At 37.4% G+C, this 19,818-nt stretch carries 20 protein-coding genes, 1 pseudogene and 1 other annotated feature; of the genes and pseudogenes, 5 read left to right on the forward strand and 16 right to left on the reverse strand.

Features of this window, described 5'->3' with window-relative positions; translation table 11 throughout:
* Positions 1 to 14: 14 nt before the first annotated feature.
* The 3 genes from EDX97_RS03810 to brnQ all read right to left on the reverse strand — a co-directional run bounded on the left by EDX97_RS03810 (position 15) and on the right by brnQ (position 2,935).
* A complete protein-coding gene (locus EDX97_RS03810) occupies positions 15 to 641 on the reverse strand; it encodes an ABC transporter ATP-binding protein (protein ID WP_221175876.1) in 627 nt (208 codons plus the stop codon).
* Positions 642 to 915: 274 nt separating this feature from the next.
* Positions 916 to 1,617, reverse strand: coding sequence for a YoaK family protein (locus EDX97_RS03815; protein WP_128519851.1), 702 nt, complete (start codon positions 1,615 to 1,617; stop codon positions 916 to 918).
* A gap of 31 nt (positions 1,618 to 1,648) precedes the next feature.
* Entirely contained in the window at positions 1,649 to 2,935 is a 1,287-nt protein-coding gene (brnQ, locus tag EDX97_RS03820; protein ID WP_128519852.1) for a branched-chain amino acid transport system II carrier protein, read from the reverse strand.
* 117 nt (positions 2,936 to 3,052) lie between these two features.
* Here brnQ and EDX97_RS12210 point away from each other — a divergent pair.
* Positions 3,053 to 3,486, forward strand: a 434-nt coding sequence (locus EDX97_RS12210; protein WP_420884684.1) for a transposase, incomplete at its 3' end; no start/stop codon positions are given.
* A gap of 1 nt (position 3,487) precedes the next feature.
* Positions 3,488 to 4,398 (forward strand): annotated as a pseudogene (locus EDX97_RS03825) (IS256 family transposase); the annotation flags it as partial.
* Positions 4,399 to 4,821: 423 nt separating this feature from the next.
* Here the strand turns inward: EDX97_RS03825 and EDX97_RS03830 are convergent.
* The 11 genes from EDX97_RS03830 to EDX97_RS03880 all read right to left on the reverse strand — a co-directional run bounded on the left by EDX97_RS03830 (position 4,822) and on the right by EDX97_RS03880 (position 14,654).
* Positions 4,822 to 5,784: a type I phosphomannose isomerase catalytic subunit gene (locus tag EDX97_RS03830; RefSeq protein WP_128519853.1), complete on the reverse strand. Its 963-nt coding sequence runs from the start codon at positions 5,782 to 5,784 to the stop codon at positions 4,822 to 4,824.
* A gap of 20 nt (positions 5,785 to 5,804) precedes the next feature.
* The gene (locus tag EDX97_RS03835) at positions 5,805 to 6,002 is read right to left on the reverse strand and encodes a type II toxin-antitoxin system HicB family antitoxin (protein ID WP_128519854.1); all 198 of its coding nucleotides are present in this window, start codon (positions 6,000 to 6,002) and stop codon (positions 5,805 to 5,807) included.
* Between the two features lie 69 nt (positions 6,003 to 6,071).
* On the reverse strand, positions 6,072 to 6,362 hold the full coding sequence (locus EDX97_RS03840) for an HU family DNA-binding protein (RefSeq protein WP_128519855.1): 291 nt from the start codon (positions 6,360 to 6,362) through the stop codon (positions 6,072 to 6,074).
* A complete protein-coding gene (locus EDX97_RS03845; RefSeq protein ID WP_128519856.1) occupies positions 6,359 to 7,357 on the reverse strand; it encodes an NAD(P)H-dependent glycerol-3-phosphate dehydrogenase in 999 nt (332 codons plus the stop codon). Before EDX97_RS03845 ends, EDX97_RS03840 begins: the two co-directional genes overlap by 4 nt.
* Before the next feature lie 9 nt (positions 7,358 to 7,366).
* A complete protein-coding gene (der, locus tag EDX97_RS03850; RefSeq protein ID WP_128519857.1) occupies positions 7,367 to 8,674 on the reverse strand; it encodes a ribosome biogenesis GTPase Der in 1,308 nt (435 codons plus the stop codon).
* A gap of 14 nt (positions 8,675 to 8,688) precedes the next feature.
* Positions 8,689 to 9,348, reverse strand: a complete 660-nt coding sequence (gene cmk / locus EDX97_RS03855) for a (d)CMP kinase (protein ID WP_128519858.1) — start codon at positions 9,346 to 9,348, stop codon at positions 8,689 to 8,691.
* A gap of 1 nt (position 9,349) precedes the next feature.
* A complete protein-coding gene (locus tag EDX97_RS03860) occupies positions 9,350 to 10,273 on the reverse strand; it encodes a hypothetical protein (protein ID WP_128519859.1) in 924 nt (307 codons plus the stop codon).
* Between the two features lie 80 nt (positions 10,274 to 10,353).
* A complete protein-coding gene (locus tag EDX97_RS03865) occupies positions 10,354 to 11,223 on the reverse strand; it encodes a DegV family protein (RefSeq protein ID WP_128519860.1) in 870 nt (289 codons plus the stop codon).
* Positions 11,220 to 11,612, reverse strand: a complete 393-nt coding sequence (locus EDX97_RS03870; RefSeq protein WP_478209478.1) for a VanZ family protein — start codon at positions 11,610 to 11,612, stop codon at positions 11,220 to 11,222. The genes EDX97_RS03865 and EDX97_RS03870 overlap by 4 nt, the downstream gene beginning before the upstream one ends.
* Before the next feature lie 277 nt (positions 11,613 to 11,889).
* The gene (gene efp / locus EDX97_RS03875) at positions 11,890 to 12,450 is read right to left on the reverse strand and encodes an elongation factor P (protein WP_128519862.1); all 561 of its coding nucleotides are present in this window, start codon (positions 12,448 to 12,450) and stop codon (positions 11,890 to 11,892) included.
* 272 nt (positions 12,451 to 12,722) lie between these two features.
* Positions 12,723 to 14,654, reverse strand: a complete 1,932-nt coding sequence (locus tag EDX97_RS03880) for an NAD(P)/FAD-dependent oxidoreductase (protein ID WP_128519863.1) — start codon at positions 14,652 to 14,654, stop codon at positions 12,723 to 12,725.
* 126 nt (positions 14,655 to 14,780) lie between these two features.
* Between EDX97_RS03880 and EDX97_RS03885 the strand changes: the two genes are divergently transcribed.
* A complete protein-coding gene (locus tag EDX97_RS03885; protein ID WP_128519864.1) occupies positions 14,781 to 16,016 on the forward strand; it encodes a PucR family transcriptional regulator in 1,236 nt (411 codons plus the stop codon).
* A gap of 36 nt (positions 16,017 to 16,052) precedes the next feature.
* Here EDX97_RS03885 and hpf read toward each other — a convergent pair whose 3' ends face one another.
* Positions 16,053 to 16,580, reverse strand: coding sequence for a ribosome hibernation-promoting factor, HPF/YfiA family (hpf, locus tag EDX97_RS03890; protein ID WP_128519865.1), 528 nt, complete (start codon positions 16,578 to 16,580; stop codon positions 16,053 to 16,055).
* A gap of 115 nt (positions 16,581 to 16,695) precedes the next feature.
* On the opposite strand from hpf, the gene EDX97_RS03895 reads away from it, so the two are divergent.
* Together EDX97_RS03895 and mnmL are read left to right on the forward strand one after the other, a co-directional pair.
* Entirely contained in the window at positions 16,696 to 17,313 is a 618-nt protein-coding gene (locus EDX97_RS03895) for a hypothetical protein (RefSeq protein WP_128519866.1), read from the forward strand.
* Positions 17,310 to 18,260 carry a tRNA modification radical SAM protein MnmL/YtqA gene (gene mnmL / locus EDX97_RS03900; RefSeq protein WP_128519867.1) on the forward strand — a complete coding sequence of 317 codons (951 nt, stop codon included), beginning with the start codon at positions 17,310 to 17,312 and terminating at the stop codon, positions 18,258 to 18,260. Before EDX97_RS03895 ends, mnmL begins: the two co-directional genes overlap by 4 nt.
* Here the strand turns inward: mnmL and tyrS are convergent.
* A complete protein-coding gene (gene tyrS, locus EDX97_RS03905) occupies positions 18,239 to 19,471 on the reverse strand; it encodes a tyrosine--tRNA ligase (protein ID WP_128519868.1) in 1,233 nt (410 codons plus the stop codon). The two genes, mnmL and tyrS, sit on opposite strands and share 22 nt — an antisense overlap.
* Positions 19,472 to 19,506: 35 nt before the next feature.
* Positions 19,507 to 19,709: a binding site (T-box leader), on the reverse strand.
* Between the last annotated feature and the right edge of the window lie 109 nt (positions 19,710 to 19,818).

Genomic DNA, 19,818 nt, shown 5'->3' on the forward strand with positions numbered 1-19,818 from the left:
GTTGACAAAAATTTTCAACCTCTTCCATATAATGTGTCGTAAGAATAATGTGTCGTAAGAAATATCGTTGTTCCTTCTTTGTTCATCTTCAACATTTGATCCCATAAGATCTTTCGATAGTTAGGATCTAGACCTGTTGTTGGCTCATCCAAAAATAAGATTTCTGGATCATGCAACATAGCACGGGCAATTTTCAATCTTTGGGCCATACCACCATAAAAACTCTTTACATAATCTTTGCGACGATCCCACAGGCCAAATTTCTTTAATAATTCTTCTGATCGTTCTTGTATCGTTTGGGGATCCATACCAAAATATCGACCATGAAAATATAAATTGTCTTCGACATTCAAGCCGCGCTCTAGGTTGCTGTGTTGGGCTACAACTCCAATCTTCCGACGAATACCCACAACATTGGATGTCATATCCTTTCCGTCGTAAATAATTTGTCCAGAGGTAGGCAATAGCTGGGTTGTTACCATGTTGATGGTCGTAGACTTACCTGCGCCATTGGCACCAAGAAATCCAAAAATTGCTCCTTTCTGAACATGAAATGAAATGCCCTTCACGGCATCCGCCGTGCCATTTTTTGTATGATATTGTTTCTTTAAATCTTTAACTTCCAAAACATTTTCTGCCATTTAATATCCTCTTTTTATACCCTGGTAGGGTATATTGTAAGTACTTTTTCTGTTTATAAACCAAAAACAAGGTAAATGATTGCCCTTGCTTGGTAGTTATTTACGATATTTCCACTATCTACTGGACAAGGGTCTTATCACATTGACCTCGTTTTTCTCATTATTTTTAAATCTACGTATATGCAATCAAATAGATTCTGTAGCTTTAATGACAATGCTCCCTTAAATAAAAAAAGGTTGCACTGTCATTAACAGTACAATCCTGTCTTATCAATCAATGTCCATGTGGCACTTGTTCTAAAGATTCCATATGTACATCTTCTTTAATAAATTGGCTCAACAAGATTCCTAATGGAATCAATGTTACCCATATCGCCCGGCCCAAAAACAAATGACACAATACAGTACCAATCGTCGCACCAGATAAGAAACAAAGCAACATACGAATATGTTTAAATAATTTCTTTCGATGCGTTGTATCTTTTCCCTTAATTTCTTTTGCGATGCCAATGCCAATTTGACGAATATGATTGGTCGCAAATGTTGTGGCCATGGGCGTTCCTTGTGCTTGCCGAAAGGTATTATATTGCATTGAAGCAATAAAATTAATGGCTACTTGTGAGATTTGTACAGGTGCACTCTCCGGAATGAATCCCAACCCCAAAACAACCAACATTTCGATGAACAACAATAAAGTATCCCAACGAATCGAAAGTGTATGTTTGATAGGATTTGGCAATAGTTCCGAAACCAAAGATCCCAACATATATGCACCAATCGGAATGAGATAGTATAATCCATGACGGATATTCCCGGATCCCAATGCCATGCCCATCAAAACAACATTCCCTGTTTGTGCATTACAAAAAACATTACCTCGCAATACATACGTAAAGGCACCATAATATCCAGAAATGAGGATCAGCGTATAAAAAACCCAATTTTTTTCACACATCAAATACTCTTCTGATTTCATTGATTCTTTTCACCCCGCATGAAATATCCTATCATATTTTATTTTCTTTGCGTTTCTTTTTTTTAAAGATACATCCAAGGATCAAACCTATCAACATAGGGTAGAGCCAACCAAAACCAATTTGAAATAAAGGAATATGTGCATTCGCATAGGTGATCCATCCAAATGAAAAGGGTAAGGTCCGGATGCATTCAATCAAAGAACCAATCAAAGTTCCGCTCATGGTCCATCGTGCAACGACTTTCGATGTTCGAGTTAAAGAGAGCAACACCAACATAATGGCTAAAGGATATAACAACATTAAAATAGGGACCGAATATTGAATAATGGTGTCCAATCCCAAATTCGCAATCAACAACATACAACCGCTAAAGAAGATAACCCATTGTTTGTAGGAAATGGATGGAAACATCTCATGAAAGGTCGTTGAAAAACTGGTTGCTAATCCAATATCTGTTTTCAGGCAAGCAAACAACACAATGGTTGCCAAAAGGATCATTCCTTGTTGAGAAAAAAAGTGAACCGCAATATGAGATAATACGATGCCTCCATTGTCGGCTAAGGTGGAATATCCTAGGCTATATGCGCCAACCACAGCCGTTAAGATGTAGATGATGGCCATCATCACCGAACACAAGATACCTGCTTTTAAGGTATTGTTCGCTATTGCTTTCGGATCGGTGATTCCATATTTTTGAATGACCTGAACTACAATAATACCAAATGCTAATCCAGCCAAAACATCCATCGTATTATATCCGTTTAAGATGCCTTGCATCATCGGCGCCGTGGCATACAGTTTAGTGGAAGGATGTAATGGATAAGGATGCGATAAAGCCTGAATTAAAAGAATGGATAAGATGAACAAAAATAATGGATTTAATAATTTACCGATCCAATCCATAATTTTACCGGGACGAAGACTAAACCAAAGCATGGCTCCGGTAAAGAGAAAAGAAAATAGAAACAGAGCCAATTGTGGTGATATCCGATGGGTAAATAAAGTATTGAATCCCATTTCAAACGGGACCGTTACACAGCGTGGTGCTGCAAAAAAAGGCCCAATCGTCAAATACAAAAGACAAGTAAACAAGAAGCCAAATCGAGGATGGATTCGTGAACTCAGATCCAATAGACCATGACTACCAGTGATTCCAAGTGAAGCAACCGCCAATAAGGGCATTCCAACGCCTGTAATTAAAAAACCAATTACAGCGGGTACGATATGCGTTCCCGATTGCTGGCCTAGATATGCAGGAAAGATCAAATTTCCTGCACCAAAAAACAATCCAAACAACATGCTGGATAATGTGATCATTGAGAGTGTAATCTAAACTGTGTAAGTTAGTTAGATGCGTACGGCTAACTAATGAACACAGTTTTTATTATGCCTATCTCATGATATGGTTGAAGGAGAAAAAGGAAAATGAATGAAATGAGTAAAATTAAAAGAAATCCCGCCGCTGTCAAGATTGCCAATGAAATCCTTAAAGAATATGACTGTGATTCATTAGCCGATATGCAGGATGCTCTCAAAGAAATCTTTGGTCCATTGTTTGAAGGCATGCTTCAGGGAGAAATGGACAATCATCTTGGTTATAAATCCAATTCAAAAGAGCCAAAATCTACAAAGAACAGAAGAAATGGTTCCAATCCCAAAACTTTAAAAACCACAATGGGAGAAGTAGAAATCAATGCGCCAAGAGACAGGAATGGATCCTTCGAACCAGTCATTGTTCCCAAACGATCAAAGGATGTTTCCGATATCGAAGGAAAGGTATTATCCATGTATGCACGTGGAATGTCACAACGGGATATCTCATCAACGATCGAGGATATTTATGGTTTTAAAGTATCCCATGATATGATNTCGAAGGAAAGGTATTATCCATGTATGCACGTGGAATGTCACAACGGGATATCTCATCAACGATCGAGGATATTTATGGTTTTAAAGTATCCCATGATATGATCTCGGATATAACCAATGCTATCCTTCCGGAAGTGGAAGAATGGCAGAACAGACCGCTCAAAAAATGTTACCCATTTGTTTTTGTCGACTGTATGTATGTTTCTGTCAGAAACGATTATGAAGCCAAAGAAGAAGCCGTTTATGTGATTCTTGGGTATGACCTGCAGGGACAAAAGGAAATTCTTGGTTTGTGGATGGATTCCACGGAATCAAAGAACTACTGGATGCAGGTATTTGATGAGATCAAGGCACGAGGAGTCGAAGATATCTTTTTCATTTCTATGGATGGCGTATCCGGTCTTGAATCGGGTGCCAAAGCTATTTTCCCCGGAGTTGTCGTACAAAGATGTATCGTTCATCTGATTCGGAACTCCATCCGATATGTACCAACCAAGGACTACAAAAAATTCACTGCCGATCTTAAAAAAGTATATGGAGCCTCTTCACTAAAAGCAGCTAAGACTGCGTTCGACACATTCTGCGACAACTGGAAACAATATCCTGGAGCGATCGAAGTATGGAAAAGGAATTTCCTTCATGTAGAACAGCTGTTTGATTATGGATCTGCTGTTCGAAAAGTCATGTATACGACAAATGCGATCGAATCGGTAAATTCCTCCTTTCGAAAAGTGACGAAAAAAGGGTCATTTCCAAATCATGAAGCTGTATTCAAGCTGCTCTATTTACGGGTGAAGGAACTACAGAAAAAATGGGACAAAGGACATTTGAATAATTGGTCGATGGTATTGAATCAATTGTTGGTCAACGATCAGTTTAAGGATCGTATCGAAAAGTACATTCAATACTGAATCTTGAAATGATATATATTCCANATAATTGGTCGATGGTATTGAATCAATTGTTGGTCAACGATCAGTTTAAGGATCGTATCGAAAAGTACATTCAATACTGAATCTTGAAATGATATATATTCCAAGTTCCTTGTTTACAATGAGACTCCGCCCCTAAGAACCCGAAAAAACGGCCAGTCAAAAAAATCAATTTTCAGCTGGCCGTTTTAAGCATACCTTAGGGTCGATCATTATAAACAAGTTTTCTCGGCATAAAACATCATTTTAAAAACAAGATCGAGAACTTATCAAAATCGACTATAAAATATTAAATACACACTTTTCTTGACAAACCCTGATCATTTCTTTTTTTGTCAAATGTTTTTTCATTCCTGCCTCCATGAAAAAATGGACCAATTCTGATCCATTTTTATTCTTCGATCATAGTACAGTTTGAATCCAAGTCAAATTGCCACTCATTTCATACTTGCCATCTTGTGCCGGGATAAAAACCGAATCTCCTTTTCGTAAAGGAAGGACTTGATCATCATAGGATAGGGCCCCTTGCCCATCCAATATGGTAAGACCTTGAAAACTCATTTTTGTGACGGTTTCCGTATAGGTTGTATCCACATGATATTTTGTACAAGTAAAATAATTATTTTTGGTTAAAACTTGTTCTGTATACCCATTCTTCTGGATCAAAGGTCCCTCTGCTTCTCCATTTTTACCAGATGGCGTTAAATTAGAAACATCAACAGCTTTATCAATATGCAATTGGCGTGGTTTGCCATCTTTACCAACCCGTCCAAAATCATAAACACGATAAGTTGAATTGGACGATTGTTGAATTTCAGCAATCATCAATCCGGCACCAATCGCATGGATCGTACCTGCTTGAATAAAGAAACAATCCCCTTTTGTGACATGTACTTTATTCAAATAATCACAAATCGTATCATCTTGAATATGCGCTCGATATTCTTCTTTTGTCATTGGTTCTTTTACACCATAATATAAGAAAGAATCTGGATCTGCTTCCATGACATACCAAAATTCATTTTTGCCAGGTTCATGTTCATGTTCCCATGCATACGTATCATCCGGATGCACTTGTATGCTCAATGGTTGTTTCGCATCAATAAATTTGATCAAGATAGGAAATGTTGCATCCTTGGCTACTTTTGTGCCCCACAGATCTTTTGCATGTTGATCAATATAATCTTTAAACAACATACCATCGTAGGCACCCCCAACAATGGTACTGCTCCCATCTTTATGAGCCGATAATTCCCACGATTCAGCCACCGGATCACAATCTGCTTTCTTATCATATTCATCAACTAAGCGACGACCACCCCAAAGATAATCTTTGAATGCGGGTCTTAATTGTATTACTTCCATAAAAGAATCCTCCTAAAACATTATAGAAATAAACATGCAGAAAAACAAGCAAATCCTGAATGCATCGCACCTTGCTTCCAAATGCTTAATTCATGATAAGCTTTTTCAATGGCACCAGTCATTGTTTTACTTTTGGACATACAACCTGGCAAACCATCAAAATACACGATAAAACCACCAGTATAGGGATCTTCTTTGATAATTAGATTATATTCCATGATCATCACCTCTACCGATACTATATCTGTATTTTTAACACTATTTATGTCAAAAAAAGAAGTAGATGTCTACTTCTCATTACATTTATTCTTTAATGTTTGTGACGGACGAAACTTTGGCAATTTCGAAGCATGGATCATCATCTTTTCTTTCGTAATCGGGTTGATTCCCATACGTTCTTTACGATGGAAAATTTCAAACTTTCCAAATGATGTAATATCCACATTTCCATCATCCTGCAATGCTTCACTCATTTCATCAAAAATGATATTAACTGCCTTTAGTCCATCTGCTTTGGAAAGATTCAATTGCGTCGAAACACTCTGTGCAAGTGAATCTTTATTCACAAATTTACTCATCGAAACTCCTCTTTTAAATCACGCAACATTAAACTATCTGCACACGTATCTGGTTTTTTATGATTGTATAAAATTTGATAGACTTCCTCACAAATTGGCATAGAAATATGATTTTTTTCAGCTACCCGATGTACGATCTTAGCGGTACGAACACCCTCGACTGTTTTGGTGTTATTTGCCCAAAAATTATCCACTGTATTTTCTTGACCAATTTGATATCCACACTCAAAATTACGCGAATGCTTACTTGTACAAGTAACAATTAAATCACCAATTCCAGTCAGTCCCATGAACGTACGTTCTTGACCACCAAAGAACGTTCCATAACGAACCATCTCTTGAAGACCCCGTGTAATCAATGCCGCTCTCGTATTATCCTGATAGCCAAGACCCGATAAAATTCCGGAAGCGATAGCCATGACATTTTTTAAGGCGGCTCCTAATTCACTGCCAATTTCATCCGATCCGGTATAAATACGAAAATAGCGATTTGAAAACAACATTTGTACCTGTTTGGCATCTTCCATCTTTAAACTGATGGCATCAATCGTCGTCAATTGACGAATCACAACTTCTTCCGCATGGGAAGGACCAATCAAAGAAACAACCGAACTTAGTTTATTCGATGAAATGGAACGTCGAATGACATCACTCATTCTCTCATTCGTTTCTGGATGAAAACCTTTGGACACATTAATGACGATCGTATTCGGCTTTAAATATCCATCAATTTTCTTGCACATATCCTCAATCGCAATCGTCGGAACGGCCAATAGAACAAAATCAGCCCCTTCTACAACTGACAAATCCTGTGTAGCTGTCAATAATGGATTTAATTCCGTCTCTTTAAAATACTTGGTATTATGATGATTTTCATTGATATCACTGACTTCCGCTTGATTACGACCATAAACGATCACATCCTGTTGGTTATCTGCCAATACTTGTCCTAAAGCCGTTCCCCAGCTACCACTACCTATAATCACTGTTCGCATATAAACCTCTTATGTTCTAGCCCGTGCCAAAATTTTGATGGGCGTACCCGTAAACAAAAATGCTTCTCTTAGTTTATTTTCGATATACCGTTTGTAACTAAAATGCAGTAATTCCGGATCATTCACAAATAATACGATTGTTGGTGGTTCTACTGCCACTTGGGAAGCATAATAAATCTTTAATTGACGACCATTATGTGGTTTTGGTGGATTCAACATTTGTGCATCCAAGACGACATCATTCAATACATTTGTGGGAATTCTCAAACAACATGCATCATGCACTTCATTGATCAAAGGCAATAATTGATTGACTTTACTATGGGTTTTGGCTGAAACAAACGCAATCGGTGCATAATCCAAATACAAAAACTGATTACGAATCTTTGTTTCGATTTCATGCATCGTTCTCTCGTTTTTATCAACCGTATCCCATTTATTATAAACAATAATGACGCCTTTGCCGGCATCATGTGCCAATCCAGCCACATGTTTATCTTGCTCCCGTATACCTTTTTCACCATCAATCAAAAATAAAGCCACATCAGAACGATCAATTGCCTGCAATGCACGCAATAAAGAATATTTTTCAATATTTTCATAAATCTTACCACGCTTACGAATACCTGCTGTATCAATAATGATGTATTCTTGTCCATCGTATGTAAATGGGGTATCGATAGCATCTCGTGTAGTTCCTTCGATGTTCGATACAATAACACGTTGTTCATGCAATAAGGCATTGACCAAAGAACTCTTTCCTACATTTGGTTGTCCAATGACACAAAATGAAGTAATACCTTCGTACGGACGAATCTGTTTTTTAGGTAGTAACTCCATAATTTTATCTAAGACATCCCCAATTCCAATACCATGGGCACCTGATAATACCATTGGATCTCCCAGTCCCAATTGATAAAAATCATATTGCATCATTTGTAAGGTTTCATTGTCGGATTTATTGACAGCTAAGATTACTGGTTTATTCGCTTTTTGCAACTTTCTAGCAATCAAGACATCATCCGAAGTCACACCTTCTTTGGCACTGGTGATAAACAAAATCACATCGGCTTCTTCAATCGCAATATCCACTTGCATATTGATTTCATCACCAAATGCCTGATTTACCAATTGAATACCACCTGTATCAATGAGTCGAAATGATTGTGTCAACCATTCCACTTCGCCATAGATACGATCACGAGTTACCCCCGGAGTATCATCGACAATGCTTTTGCGTTGACCAATCAAACGATTAAAAATCGTTGATTTTCCCACATTGGGACGACCAACAATAGCGACTGTTCCACGTAACATAGCGAATCTCCTTTCTATGCATCCACTGGTATCAATTTTAATACAGCTTCTACAACTTGTTGTATACCCATGTTTGATGTATCAATTTCTGTTGCATCTTCCGCTTTTTTTAAAGGACTAATGGCACGATGACTATCTTGATAATCTCTTTGTTCGATATCATGCAAGATTTCATCATAGTCCGCATCGATTCCTTGATTGATATATTCTTTGTATCGACGATCCGCACGAGCCGATGGACTGGCCGACATAAAGATCTTGACTTCTGCATCTGGTAAAACCACGGTACAAATATCCCGACCATCTAAGATATATCCTTTTTCTTTGGCAATCTCTTGTTGAAGGGCAACCATTTTTTTACGAACCGGTTCTAAAGCTGCAACTTTGGAAGTTGCCATGGAAATTTCATTCGTACGAATTGCTTTGGATACATCCACATCATTCAAATAAACAACTTTATCATCAAAACGAATATGAATGTCATGTAAAGCTTTTTCTAAAGCAGTAGAATCCTGAATATCCACATGATTGGAAACCAAGTAATATGCAACGCAACGATACATGGCACCGGTATCCAAATGTGTCATATCTAGTTTTTGAGCAACGATATCCGCAATCGTACTTTTTCCTACGCCACTGGTACCATCAATCGCAATATTAATTTTGTGATTCATATTAAGCACCTAAATTTTTCATCATCATATACGTTGCCGCAATCGCAATCACTAACAAAATCACTAACACGATCAATACAACATTTAAAATGGTACCTGTTCTATTTTTCGCTTTTGGTTTTGCTTCCTTGGCCGGCTTCTTTTCTTTGGCCTTTTTTTGTTTCTTGACCTTTTTCTTCTTTACCTTCTTTGGCTTTGTTTTGGGTTTTGGTTTTTTTACCGGTTTTTCTTCTTCAACCGTATCTTCTTCTATTCTTTCGGAACGTGCAGGAACATCTTCATCCTCATCGAAATCTTGACTGTCAATATCATCCTCATCAAAATCAAAATCATCATGAGTTAAAACGATTTTTTCTTTGGTTGTTTGTTTATCTGTTTCTGGTTCTGGTTTTGGTTCTTCAACTGGTTCATCTACCACAGGATGTACAGGCAATGGTTCATCTCGCATAGGTAAAATATCGGTACCATCTTCATAGTCAGCGGCTTGTTTCTTTGGCTTTTCATTGACCTTTTCTTGAATCTTTGAAACCGGTAATTCCATGGTCGATCCCAAATCTTCTTCTTGTTGCTCCATGGGCATGAAATGCTCATTACGATGCATTACTTGTGTGCCATCCAATTGTTTTAAGATATTGATTTGGGTATCATCCGATACCGTATTGCCATTTTCAATATTGTATTGTTTGACCTCATCAAACAAATGATCCATCACTGGACTGGTTGGTAATTCTTGTGTGACCGTATGCAAATTTTCTTCTCTTTTTCTTTGTGGTTGATCTGCATGCGATAAGGTTTGATTGGCCGAAGCAACACGACTCAATCGTTCTAAATTTTTATTTGTAGAAGGTTGTTGCGTTTGTGTCGTTTCACGATCTAACGATTCCCGCAATCCTTGATAACGTTTCATTCTTGAATATTTAGCCATAATGACCTCCCGATTTCATCCCATTAATTATACGAAAAAAATAACTATATATAAAGGAAAAAAGCCTTTTTTCAAGGCTTCTAGCGAACAGTCGTTCCTTCCACGATTGGTGCATATTGCATCGCAACCGATTTCATTCCCGCATGTGCATTGATGACTGGTGATAAAACATCTTCTTGCCAAACGGCCGTTGGAAAATACTTTTTCAACTCTTGTCGAGCCACTTCTTTTCCTTCAGGATTGCGTGAATCCATCAAAAAGAAAACATAATTATCCGGATCATCCACATCTTCGCAACAAAACTTAACAGCTGTCTTGACCGATTTTGTCATCGTTCTAACTTTCGCTCGCATTCCTACTTTTCCTTGGGTGCGATACGAAACTTCACAAATTGGTTTAATTTGCAGCATACCCGCAAATTTCGCTGCAAACGGTGTCAAACGACCACCCTTAGCTAAATGATTCAGATCATAGGGTTCTAAATATCCTTTGGATTTTTCGATGGAAACATTTAAACGACGCACGATCTCATCAGGATCTACCCCTTTTTCAACAAGCTCTCTGGCAGCTTTCGCCCAATATCCCTCAACCGCTAATGTTGTATAGGTATCCATCGTATGTACTTTTATACCATATTCACGTCCTGTGGATTCAACCAAGGCACGAGTCCCAGATAGTCCTGGTGACATATGAACAGCAACAACATCCGTGACACCATCTTTGACATATTGTTCAAATAAAGCGCGAGCACGAGCTGGTTTTGGCTGACTTGTCATCGCATACGCTCCCGTATCCATGATATCAAATAAACCTTCCGTCGTTATATCGATACCATCATCATAGGTTTTATCACCGATATAGATTTGCATGGGCAAAATATCAATATCATATTGTTTTCCTTGTTCCTGTGTCAAACAGCCGCCACTTTCAGTAACAACGCGAACTTTCATACTTCTTCTTTCCCTTCTTTATTTTCATGATCACTTTTTTTATGTGCACATACATAAATAATTCCACCAACAAAACCACCTAAGGTGTTGTAGAATAGATCAGATAATTGAAATGAACCCAGTTTCAATAATAATTGTAATAATTCAATACAAATCGAAAATAAAAACGAATAGGTAATGGAATGAACCAAGATCCAACGCGTTTTATATTCTTTCATTTGAGAAATCATCCAAAAATATAAAATGGTGAATGGAATAAATAAAATAAAGTTTTCAATTCCTTCCGTCTGTATATGTCCTTGACTGTCATATAAGCTCCAACTACCTAGTACATTATTCAATGGATCAACCCATAATTGTCGACATAATAACGTTCGGAATAATATCATTGCACAATAAAAAGCAAAATAGAAAATATATCGATAACTTTTATGTTTTTGAAAATTGATAAAAAAAATCTTGATTGCTCGCTTATATCCCCCATTTTGTTGCGCGAACATATATAAAAACATAAATAAAAAAGCAAAAACCAATGCACTGAAAAATTCTTGGTATAAACTTGCCAAAACATTGGTAAGAACACTACTAAAAATTTGCATTTTATATCCCCCGTGGTGCTATCTTATCATTATTTTCCTCAAAAAAAAAGGTCATGCATGACCTCAATTATTTTGCACGACCCGAATACTTACCATCTGATGTATTGATGACGATCATTTCATCTTGATTGATAAACAAAGGTACTTTTACTTGTAAGCCTGTTTCCAAAACCGCATTTTTCAATGCAGATGTAGCTGTATCACCTTTGACAGCAGGTTCAGCTTCCACAACTTGTAAAGTTACTTTATCTGGTAATTGAACCCCTAAGATCTCTCCTTCATAACTTGTGATATTGACGGTATCTTCTGGTTTCATGAATTGACGCTCCCAAGTTAAACGATCCTTTGGAATTTCAATTTGATCATAGGTTTCATTGTCCATGAAAACCAAAGAATCTTCTGTATCATATAAATATTGCATCTCGCGCTTTTCAATTTCGGCTGGTTGTACCTTTTCGCCACCACCCCAAGATAATTCAACATTGCTGCCAGTACGTAAATTACGTACCTTTGCCTTAACGACCATTGCACTACGAGCTGTTTTGTTTTGAGATGTATCTAATACAACATAAATGTCATTATCTACCGCAATTGTTTGTCCGGGTTTCAAATCATTTGAACTAATCATATTCTTTTCTCCTTAACCTTTTCCATTGTATAAAATACGTTTTATTTGTCAACTCAAAACTTTCATGCAAAGTAAAAGACGTCCAAAGACGTCTTTTACAATACCGAAAGGAATCGATATGAATAAATATCCCACATACGTTAAGGAAGGATGCGTCGCATGTGAGCATTTGAGATTGAGCCTGATCTCAAACTTTATCCATTCACATAATACATTATTTTTTTAAAAATGTAAACACTTACACTAGAAATAAATAAAATATACTTAAAAAATCATAGGTGGAATGCTACAGCTGCCGCTTCTTCGGTTGCCTTGTTGGCTTGTCCAGCTAGTGAAGCATCACCAATCACATAAACTTCTGGACATAGATCTTTTATCTCGGCTTCCAGTGGATTATAGGATTTGGATCCCATCGCAATGATGATACTATCAAAGCCAGTCGCTTCTTTTTCTTTATGATCCTGTTCATAGACAACGCCATCCTTTGTGAACTTTTTAATGGTAGCTCCCAAAATATAGGCGGTATCATTGGAATCAAGACGTGCTTTTAAGTGTGTGCCCACACCCAATACACCATAATTGATGGTAGGGATCTGATCGATGATGGTACTATGACGACCGGCCCGCTCTCTTAAGAAATCGGCACATTCCAATCCAACCAAACCACCGCCGACGATCAATACATTGTGACCGACACGAACTTTACCCTCAATGACATCATTGGCCATAAAGACATGTTCACCATCAATGCCTTCAATTGGTGGTTTTGACTGTTTTGCACCTGTCGCTAACACAACCGCATCGGGATGTAAATCGGCAATCAATTCTTTTGTAGCTGTGGTATTGGTCATATATTCAACGCCTTGTTTCTTTCCTTCTTGGATCCAGAAACGCAATGGATTGGCCAACAAAGATTTAGCTGGTGGCAATGCGGCAATGCGGAATTGACCACCCAATTTTCCTTGTGCTTCAATGACCTTCACTTGATGTCCTTTTTTGCTGGCAACATAGGCTGTATACAAGCCAGCTGGACCAGAACCAACAACAACCACATTTTTCGGATGATCCACTGGATCAAATGTATATTCTGCTTCATGTCCTACACGTGGATTGACCAAACAACAAGCTTGTAAATGATTGGGATCCGTCATATATCCCATACAAGATTGTAAACAATTGATACAAGGAGAAATTTCAGAAATTCTTCCCTCCTTCGTTTTATTCGGAAATTCAGGGTCAGCTAAAGATTGTCTGGAAATGGATACAAAATCGGCTTTGCCTGTTTCCAAGATATCTTCGGCAATTTCTGGGGTATTGATACGATTGATCGCAATCACCGGAATATGTACACTTTCGCGAATGGCTTTGGCATTGTTTGCATTAAATCCCATCGGTTCATCTTCTGGTGCGGACATCCAATCTAAAGATGCATAGGTACAAATTGTCACTTCGATGGCATCATATCCAGCTTCCTCGAAATATTTTGCAAAGATCTTGGTATCGGAAATCGTCATTCCTCCAGGTACTTTTTCTTCACCCGACAATTTGATGATGACAGGATAGTCGTCTCCACATTTGCGTTTGACATCCTTGCAGATTTCACACGCAAAACGAGCACGGTTTTCTAAACTACCACCAAATTCATCAAATCGTCGATTGGTAAATTGAGATAAAAATTGTTGGACTAAATAGCCATGGCCAGCATGAATTTCCACACCATCAAAGCCTGCTTTTTTTGCTCGCAAAGCAGCATCACCAAACATATGGATATTATCCCAAACTTCTTCTGTCGTGAGTTCATGGGGCACTTCATCAAAGATTGGACAGGCTAATGGAGAAGGGGCAGATACTTCATGTCCTAATATGGTTTTTGTATATTGTCTTCCTGGTTGATGCAATTGTGGAAATACACAAGCTCCCTGCTGATGGATCGCATCGGTGACTTCCTTCCAAGCTGCAATATGCTTATCATCACCTAACGAAGGCTCAAATGGTGTACAAAATTCACTATCTTGTACACGTGTGACCTCAGTGATGATCAAGCCATATCCCCCTTTGGCACGTGCTTCATAATAGGCTTTTGTTCGTGCAGTCGGGGTACCACCCAATTCAGCAAAACCAACACCCATGGCTCCCATCACAAAACGGTTTTTCAACTGTAAAGAACCAATTTGACCGGGTTCAAATAATTTGTCAAAATTCATTTTTATACCTCCTGTTGATTGAACTATACCTATTTTAATATTCTTGTTATTTTTTTCACATGTTAAAACAAACGAATTGTTCTATAATATTTGTGCAATTTGCACAAATGAAAGGAATAAATTTCTATGCTCGAAAAAGAAAAGATTGCCTTATTTGATATGGTGACTACCGATTTAAGTTTTTCTTCTTTGATTGAAAATATTCAAAAAAAGATATTTGATAATCCCATCATGATCACAAATACCTATTTTAAAGTGATTGCCATGAGCACCGATACCGATTTTAATGACGATGTCTGGAATTATGCGAAAAAGTATCATTGCTGTTCAAAAGAATCCATTCTTTCCTTTCGAGAAGATTCTGCATCCAAACGATTGTTTTCTCAAAACAAATCCTTTTTATATAAAACAAATCTAGGAAAGAACATTCCACGGATCTTAGGTCGGATAGCTAAAAATAATGTTGTATATGGCTATATTATTATTTTTGAGATCAATCATAAACTGGAAGACATCGATATACAAAAATCAAATTTGGTATGCAAGGTCTTGTGCCCTCTGCTTGCCAGCAAAACAACAAACGATTCCATTTACAATTCACGTAGAGAATACTTTTATTTGAACTTATTGCATATCAACGAAAACAATAAATTAGAGATTGAAAATGAGATTCTTCAATTTCAATGGGATTTTAAAAGTTATTTTCAAGTGTTATCCATCATTTGTCCAACGGATAAAAGCCACTATATTTATTTAAGCAATGAAATCAATAAGATTGCACAAGATGTCACTTCTTTTATCTATGCAGATCAGATTTTGACCGTGCTTAATTTTAATGATGAAAATATAAAAAACACATACATAAAACAAATTCAACAACTTCTGATCGACTTTCCAGTAAAAATCGGAATCAGTCGAACCTTTTATGATTTATCCGAGCTCAAAGTATATTTTCATCAAGCCCTACGTGCTCGAGAACTTGGTGTATTGATCCATAAAAATGAAATCTTGTATCCATTTTATCAATATGAATATTATGATATGATTGCACATTATCCATCAAAAGAATGGCCTTCTTTGATATGTAACGAATATCATTTATTAAAAACATATGATACGGTCAATCACACACAACTCCTACAAACTTGTATTACCTATTTTTTAACTGGATCCAAGGTATCAAAAGCCGCACAAGAATTGGGAATTCATAGAAATACTTTGTTATATCGTTTATCCACGATTGAAGAAATCATCCATAAAAACAGCAGTGATGTTAAAGTATTAGATCTAATTTATCATTCCCATTTGATCGATCAACTGATGCAAGTTCGGGATAGCAGCATCTATGACCCGGATTCTTAGAAAGTTTCAAAAAAAAGAAGTAGAGGAAAAATTCCTCTACTCCGTTTCAATCAATCCATAATCGCCATCTTTACGTTTATAGACAACCGCTATCTTTTCTGTTTCATCATCGGTATAAATGAAGAAATCATGTCCTAATAATTCCATTTTCATGATGGCTTCATCCAAGCTCATTTCTTGCGGTTCAATGGATTTTGTTTTGACAACTTCATCAATATCATCTCCTGCAGATTCCTCTTCATCAAGGAATGCCTCTGCTAAAGATAATCGATTCTTTCTTTGCAGACGTGTTTTTTGACGACGAATCTGATCTTCTAGTTTGTCAATGGCTAAATCAATGGCAGCATACAAATCATCATCTACAACTTCAGCACGTAATATTGCATATTTTGTTGGAATCGTGACCTCGATTTTCTGGCCAACCGGATAGGTCCGAATCAACACTTTGGCAGTGACGTTATCGTCGATCAAGAAATACTTCGTCAAGTGATCCAGCTTTTTGTTGACCTTTTCGGCAATAGCCGGTGTAACCTTCACGTTTTTTCCTACAATATTAACTTTCATAATAACACCTCCCAAAGTTGTTATTGTTTCTATAAAAAGTATACCATATTTCATTGGGTATGACTACATTCTACAAGGACTAGCTTAATTCAACATTAGTTGTTATAGTTGAAACATGAAACAAAAAAGATTCATAGATATTTTATTAAGCATTGGCTTACTCCTTTTAATGGGTTATCAATTTTTTGGGGATACATTCCATGAAGTGATTGGTGCAATCCTCTTTGTATTATTTATTGTGCATCAAATTCTCAATCTAACTTGGTATGCCCATCTTTACAAAGGAAAATATACTCCATTACGAATCTATTTCTTGTTGATTGACGGAACCGTTATTGTACTGATGTTGATGCAAATATATAGTGCAATGGTTATTAGTCGCCACGTTTTTGCCTTTTTAGATATTCATTCCGGATCCGCTCTTGCTCGTATATTACACATGTTAGGAGCCTATTGGAGTTATGTTTTGATTAGTATGCATATTGGCAATCATGTCCATCTCTTTTCAGATTCCAAATGGAAGAAAGACAGTGTAATCCTGATTTCCATCTATGGTATCTATGCCTTTATCCTTTGTCACTTTATCCGGTACATGCTTGTAATGAATCTCTTTGTCTATATGGATTATTATGAACCCATCTGGCGTTATCATATCAATTATATCGCCATTGCAATTTTATTTATGACGATCAGCCAAGGTATATCGAATGGCTTAAGGAAGGTGAAACAATGAAAAATCCCTACCCCTATTCCGATGACAATAAACGCTACCAAACGATGAATTATTACTTCAAACACACCTATGGACATAAAGTAGCCAAAGTTCCCTTAAATGCAGGATTTACCTGTCCCAATCGAGATGGTACAAAAGGAATGGGTGGTTGTACGTTTTGTTCGGCTTTGGGTTCTGGAGACAGCATTCTTCATTTTCAAGATACTCTTTCGATTCAATACCAAACGGGTCTAGAGCGCATGCGACAAAAATGGCCCCATTGTTTAGGTTTTGCCTATTTCCAATCCTTTTCCAATACGTATGCACCATTGGATGTTTTACGATCCATCTATGATCCATTTTTTAATGATCCGACGGTGACAGGTGTAGCCGTCGCCACACGAGCCGACTGTTTGGAACCCGATGTTCTGGATTATCTCGCTAAACAAGCTTCAAAAAAAGAAGTCTGGATCGAATTGGGCTTACAAAGCATTCATGAAAAAACTATGAAACATCTCAATCGTTGTCATGGTACACAAATTGTCTGGGATCAACTAGCAAAGATTCGGCATACACCCATCAAAACATGTGTCCATTTAATGAATTCGTTACCTGGTGAATCCAAAGAAGATATGATTGACAGTGCCACAGCCGTTGCTGCTCATCATCCCGATGCGATCAAGATCCATATGTTACATCTATTAAAAGGAACCCAATTAGCCAAAGAATACGAAATCCATCCCTTTCCGATTCTTTCTTTAGAAGACTATGTAGATATTGTAGTATCGCAATTGGAAGTCTTACCACCCGATATGATCATTGAACGATTAACAGGTGATGGCTTAGCCGATGAATTGATCCTGCCCACTTGGACAATAAAAAAGACCATCGTTCTCAATGAAATTGATAAACGAATGGCCCGTTTGGATACTTATCAAGGTAAATATTATTGTAGTTCCAAGCAATAGTAACGTTTCTTTCCTCGGCGAATGATCACACAACCATCCACATAGGCATCTTTCGAAGAAATGATGGCATGCACATCTTGTACTTTGACACCATTGACACTGATGGAATTTCCTTTGATCCATTCACGTGCTTCTCGTTTGGAAGAAGCAATATGTGTATTGACCAAAACATCTTCTAAGATTTGGTTATCTGGACAAGATGTTTTTTCCATATTCTTGACTGCATCATGACGTTCGGATGTATCCAAATCCGCCAATTTTCCTCGGAATAAAGCATTGGTAATCTTTAATGCCGAATCCAAAGCTTCTTGACCATGCAGATCACGGACAACTTCACTGGCTAAGGCTTTTTGTGCTTCTCGTTTATGAGGTGCCTCTTTTAAGGATACTTCTAAGGCATCAATTTCTTCTTTGGTAAGGAAGGTCAATTTCTTTAAATATTCAATAACCTTGGCATCTTCCGTATTAAATAAGAATTGGTATAAATCATATGGACTGGTTTTTTCTGGATCCAACCAAACCGTTCCCGTTTCACTCTTACCAAACTTCGTTCCATCGGCTTTGGTGATCAAAGGCATTGTCAAACCATACGCTTTGGCATCGGCTCCGCATTTTTTACGAATCAATTCCAAACCGGATGTAATATTGCCCCATTGATCTTGTCCACCAATCTGTAAGGTACAATTCTTCGTTTTGTATAATGTATAGAAGTCTAATGACTGCAAGATCATATACGAGAATTCCGTATAAGAAATACCCGATTCTAAACGTTTTTTAACGGTTTCTTTATTCAACATATAGGTGATATTGAATAATTTTCCATAATCACGTAAAAAATCAATGATTGTAACATCTTTGGTCCAATCCAAGTTATTGACCATCTCAAAACCAAACAATTTTTGAATCTGATCATGGAGGGCATCAAAGTTGTGCTTTAGAACTTCCGGGGTCAACATTTGTCGCTCACCGGTTGCTTTTGGATCTCCAATAAAACCTGTCGCACCACCCACTAACATAATGGGATGATGGCCATGTTGCTGCAAACGTTTTGCCATTAATAAGCTTGAATAATGACCAATATGCAAACTATCGGCTGTTGGATCAGTACCAATATAGAATGTCACCTTTTCATTGTTGATGACATCTTTAACTTCAGGACTTGTGACATTATCAATCAAGCCACGCCATTCTAATTCTTCAAAAAGTTCCATGTCTGTCTCCTTCTCATAAAAAAAGAACATATCATCCAAGGGACGAAATGTTCGTGTTACCACCCTAATTTATCTAAAGATCACTCTTTAGACCTTCGTGACTGTTTCCAGTTCATCCTTTAATGCAGGATATACAAGCAGCTCCCAAGCTGTATTCCATAGCCGATAGACAGTTTTTCACCAACCAACTGTTCTCTAAACTATCCTTTCTATGCCTTGTCTTGTTCTTTGCCTTGGTTGCATCATAACATATTCATTCTCACAAACGCAAACACTTTTCTATTTTGGTATAGATTTTATATATGAAACATCTAAAAAAATTTAATATTCTTTTTAAACGTTATTTC

It is taken from the genome of Absicoccus porci, from assembly GCF_003725415.1.
Taxonomy (GTDB): Bacteria; Bacillota_I; Bacilli_A; order Erysipelotrichales; family Erysipelotrichaceae; genus Absicoccus; species Absicoccus porci.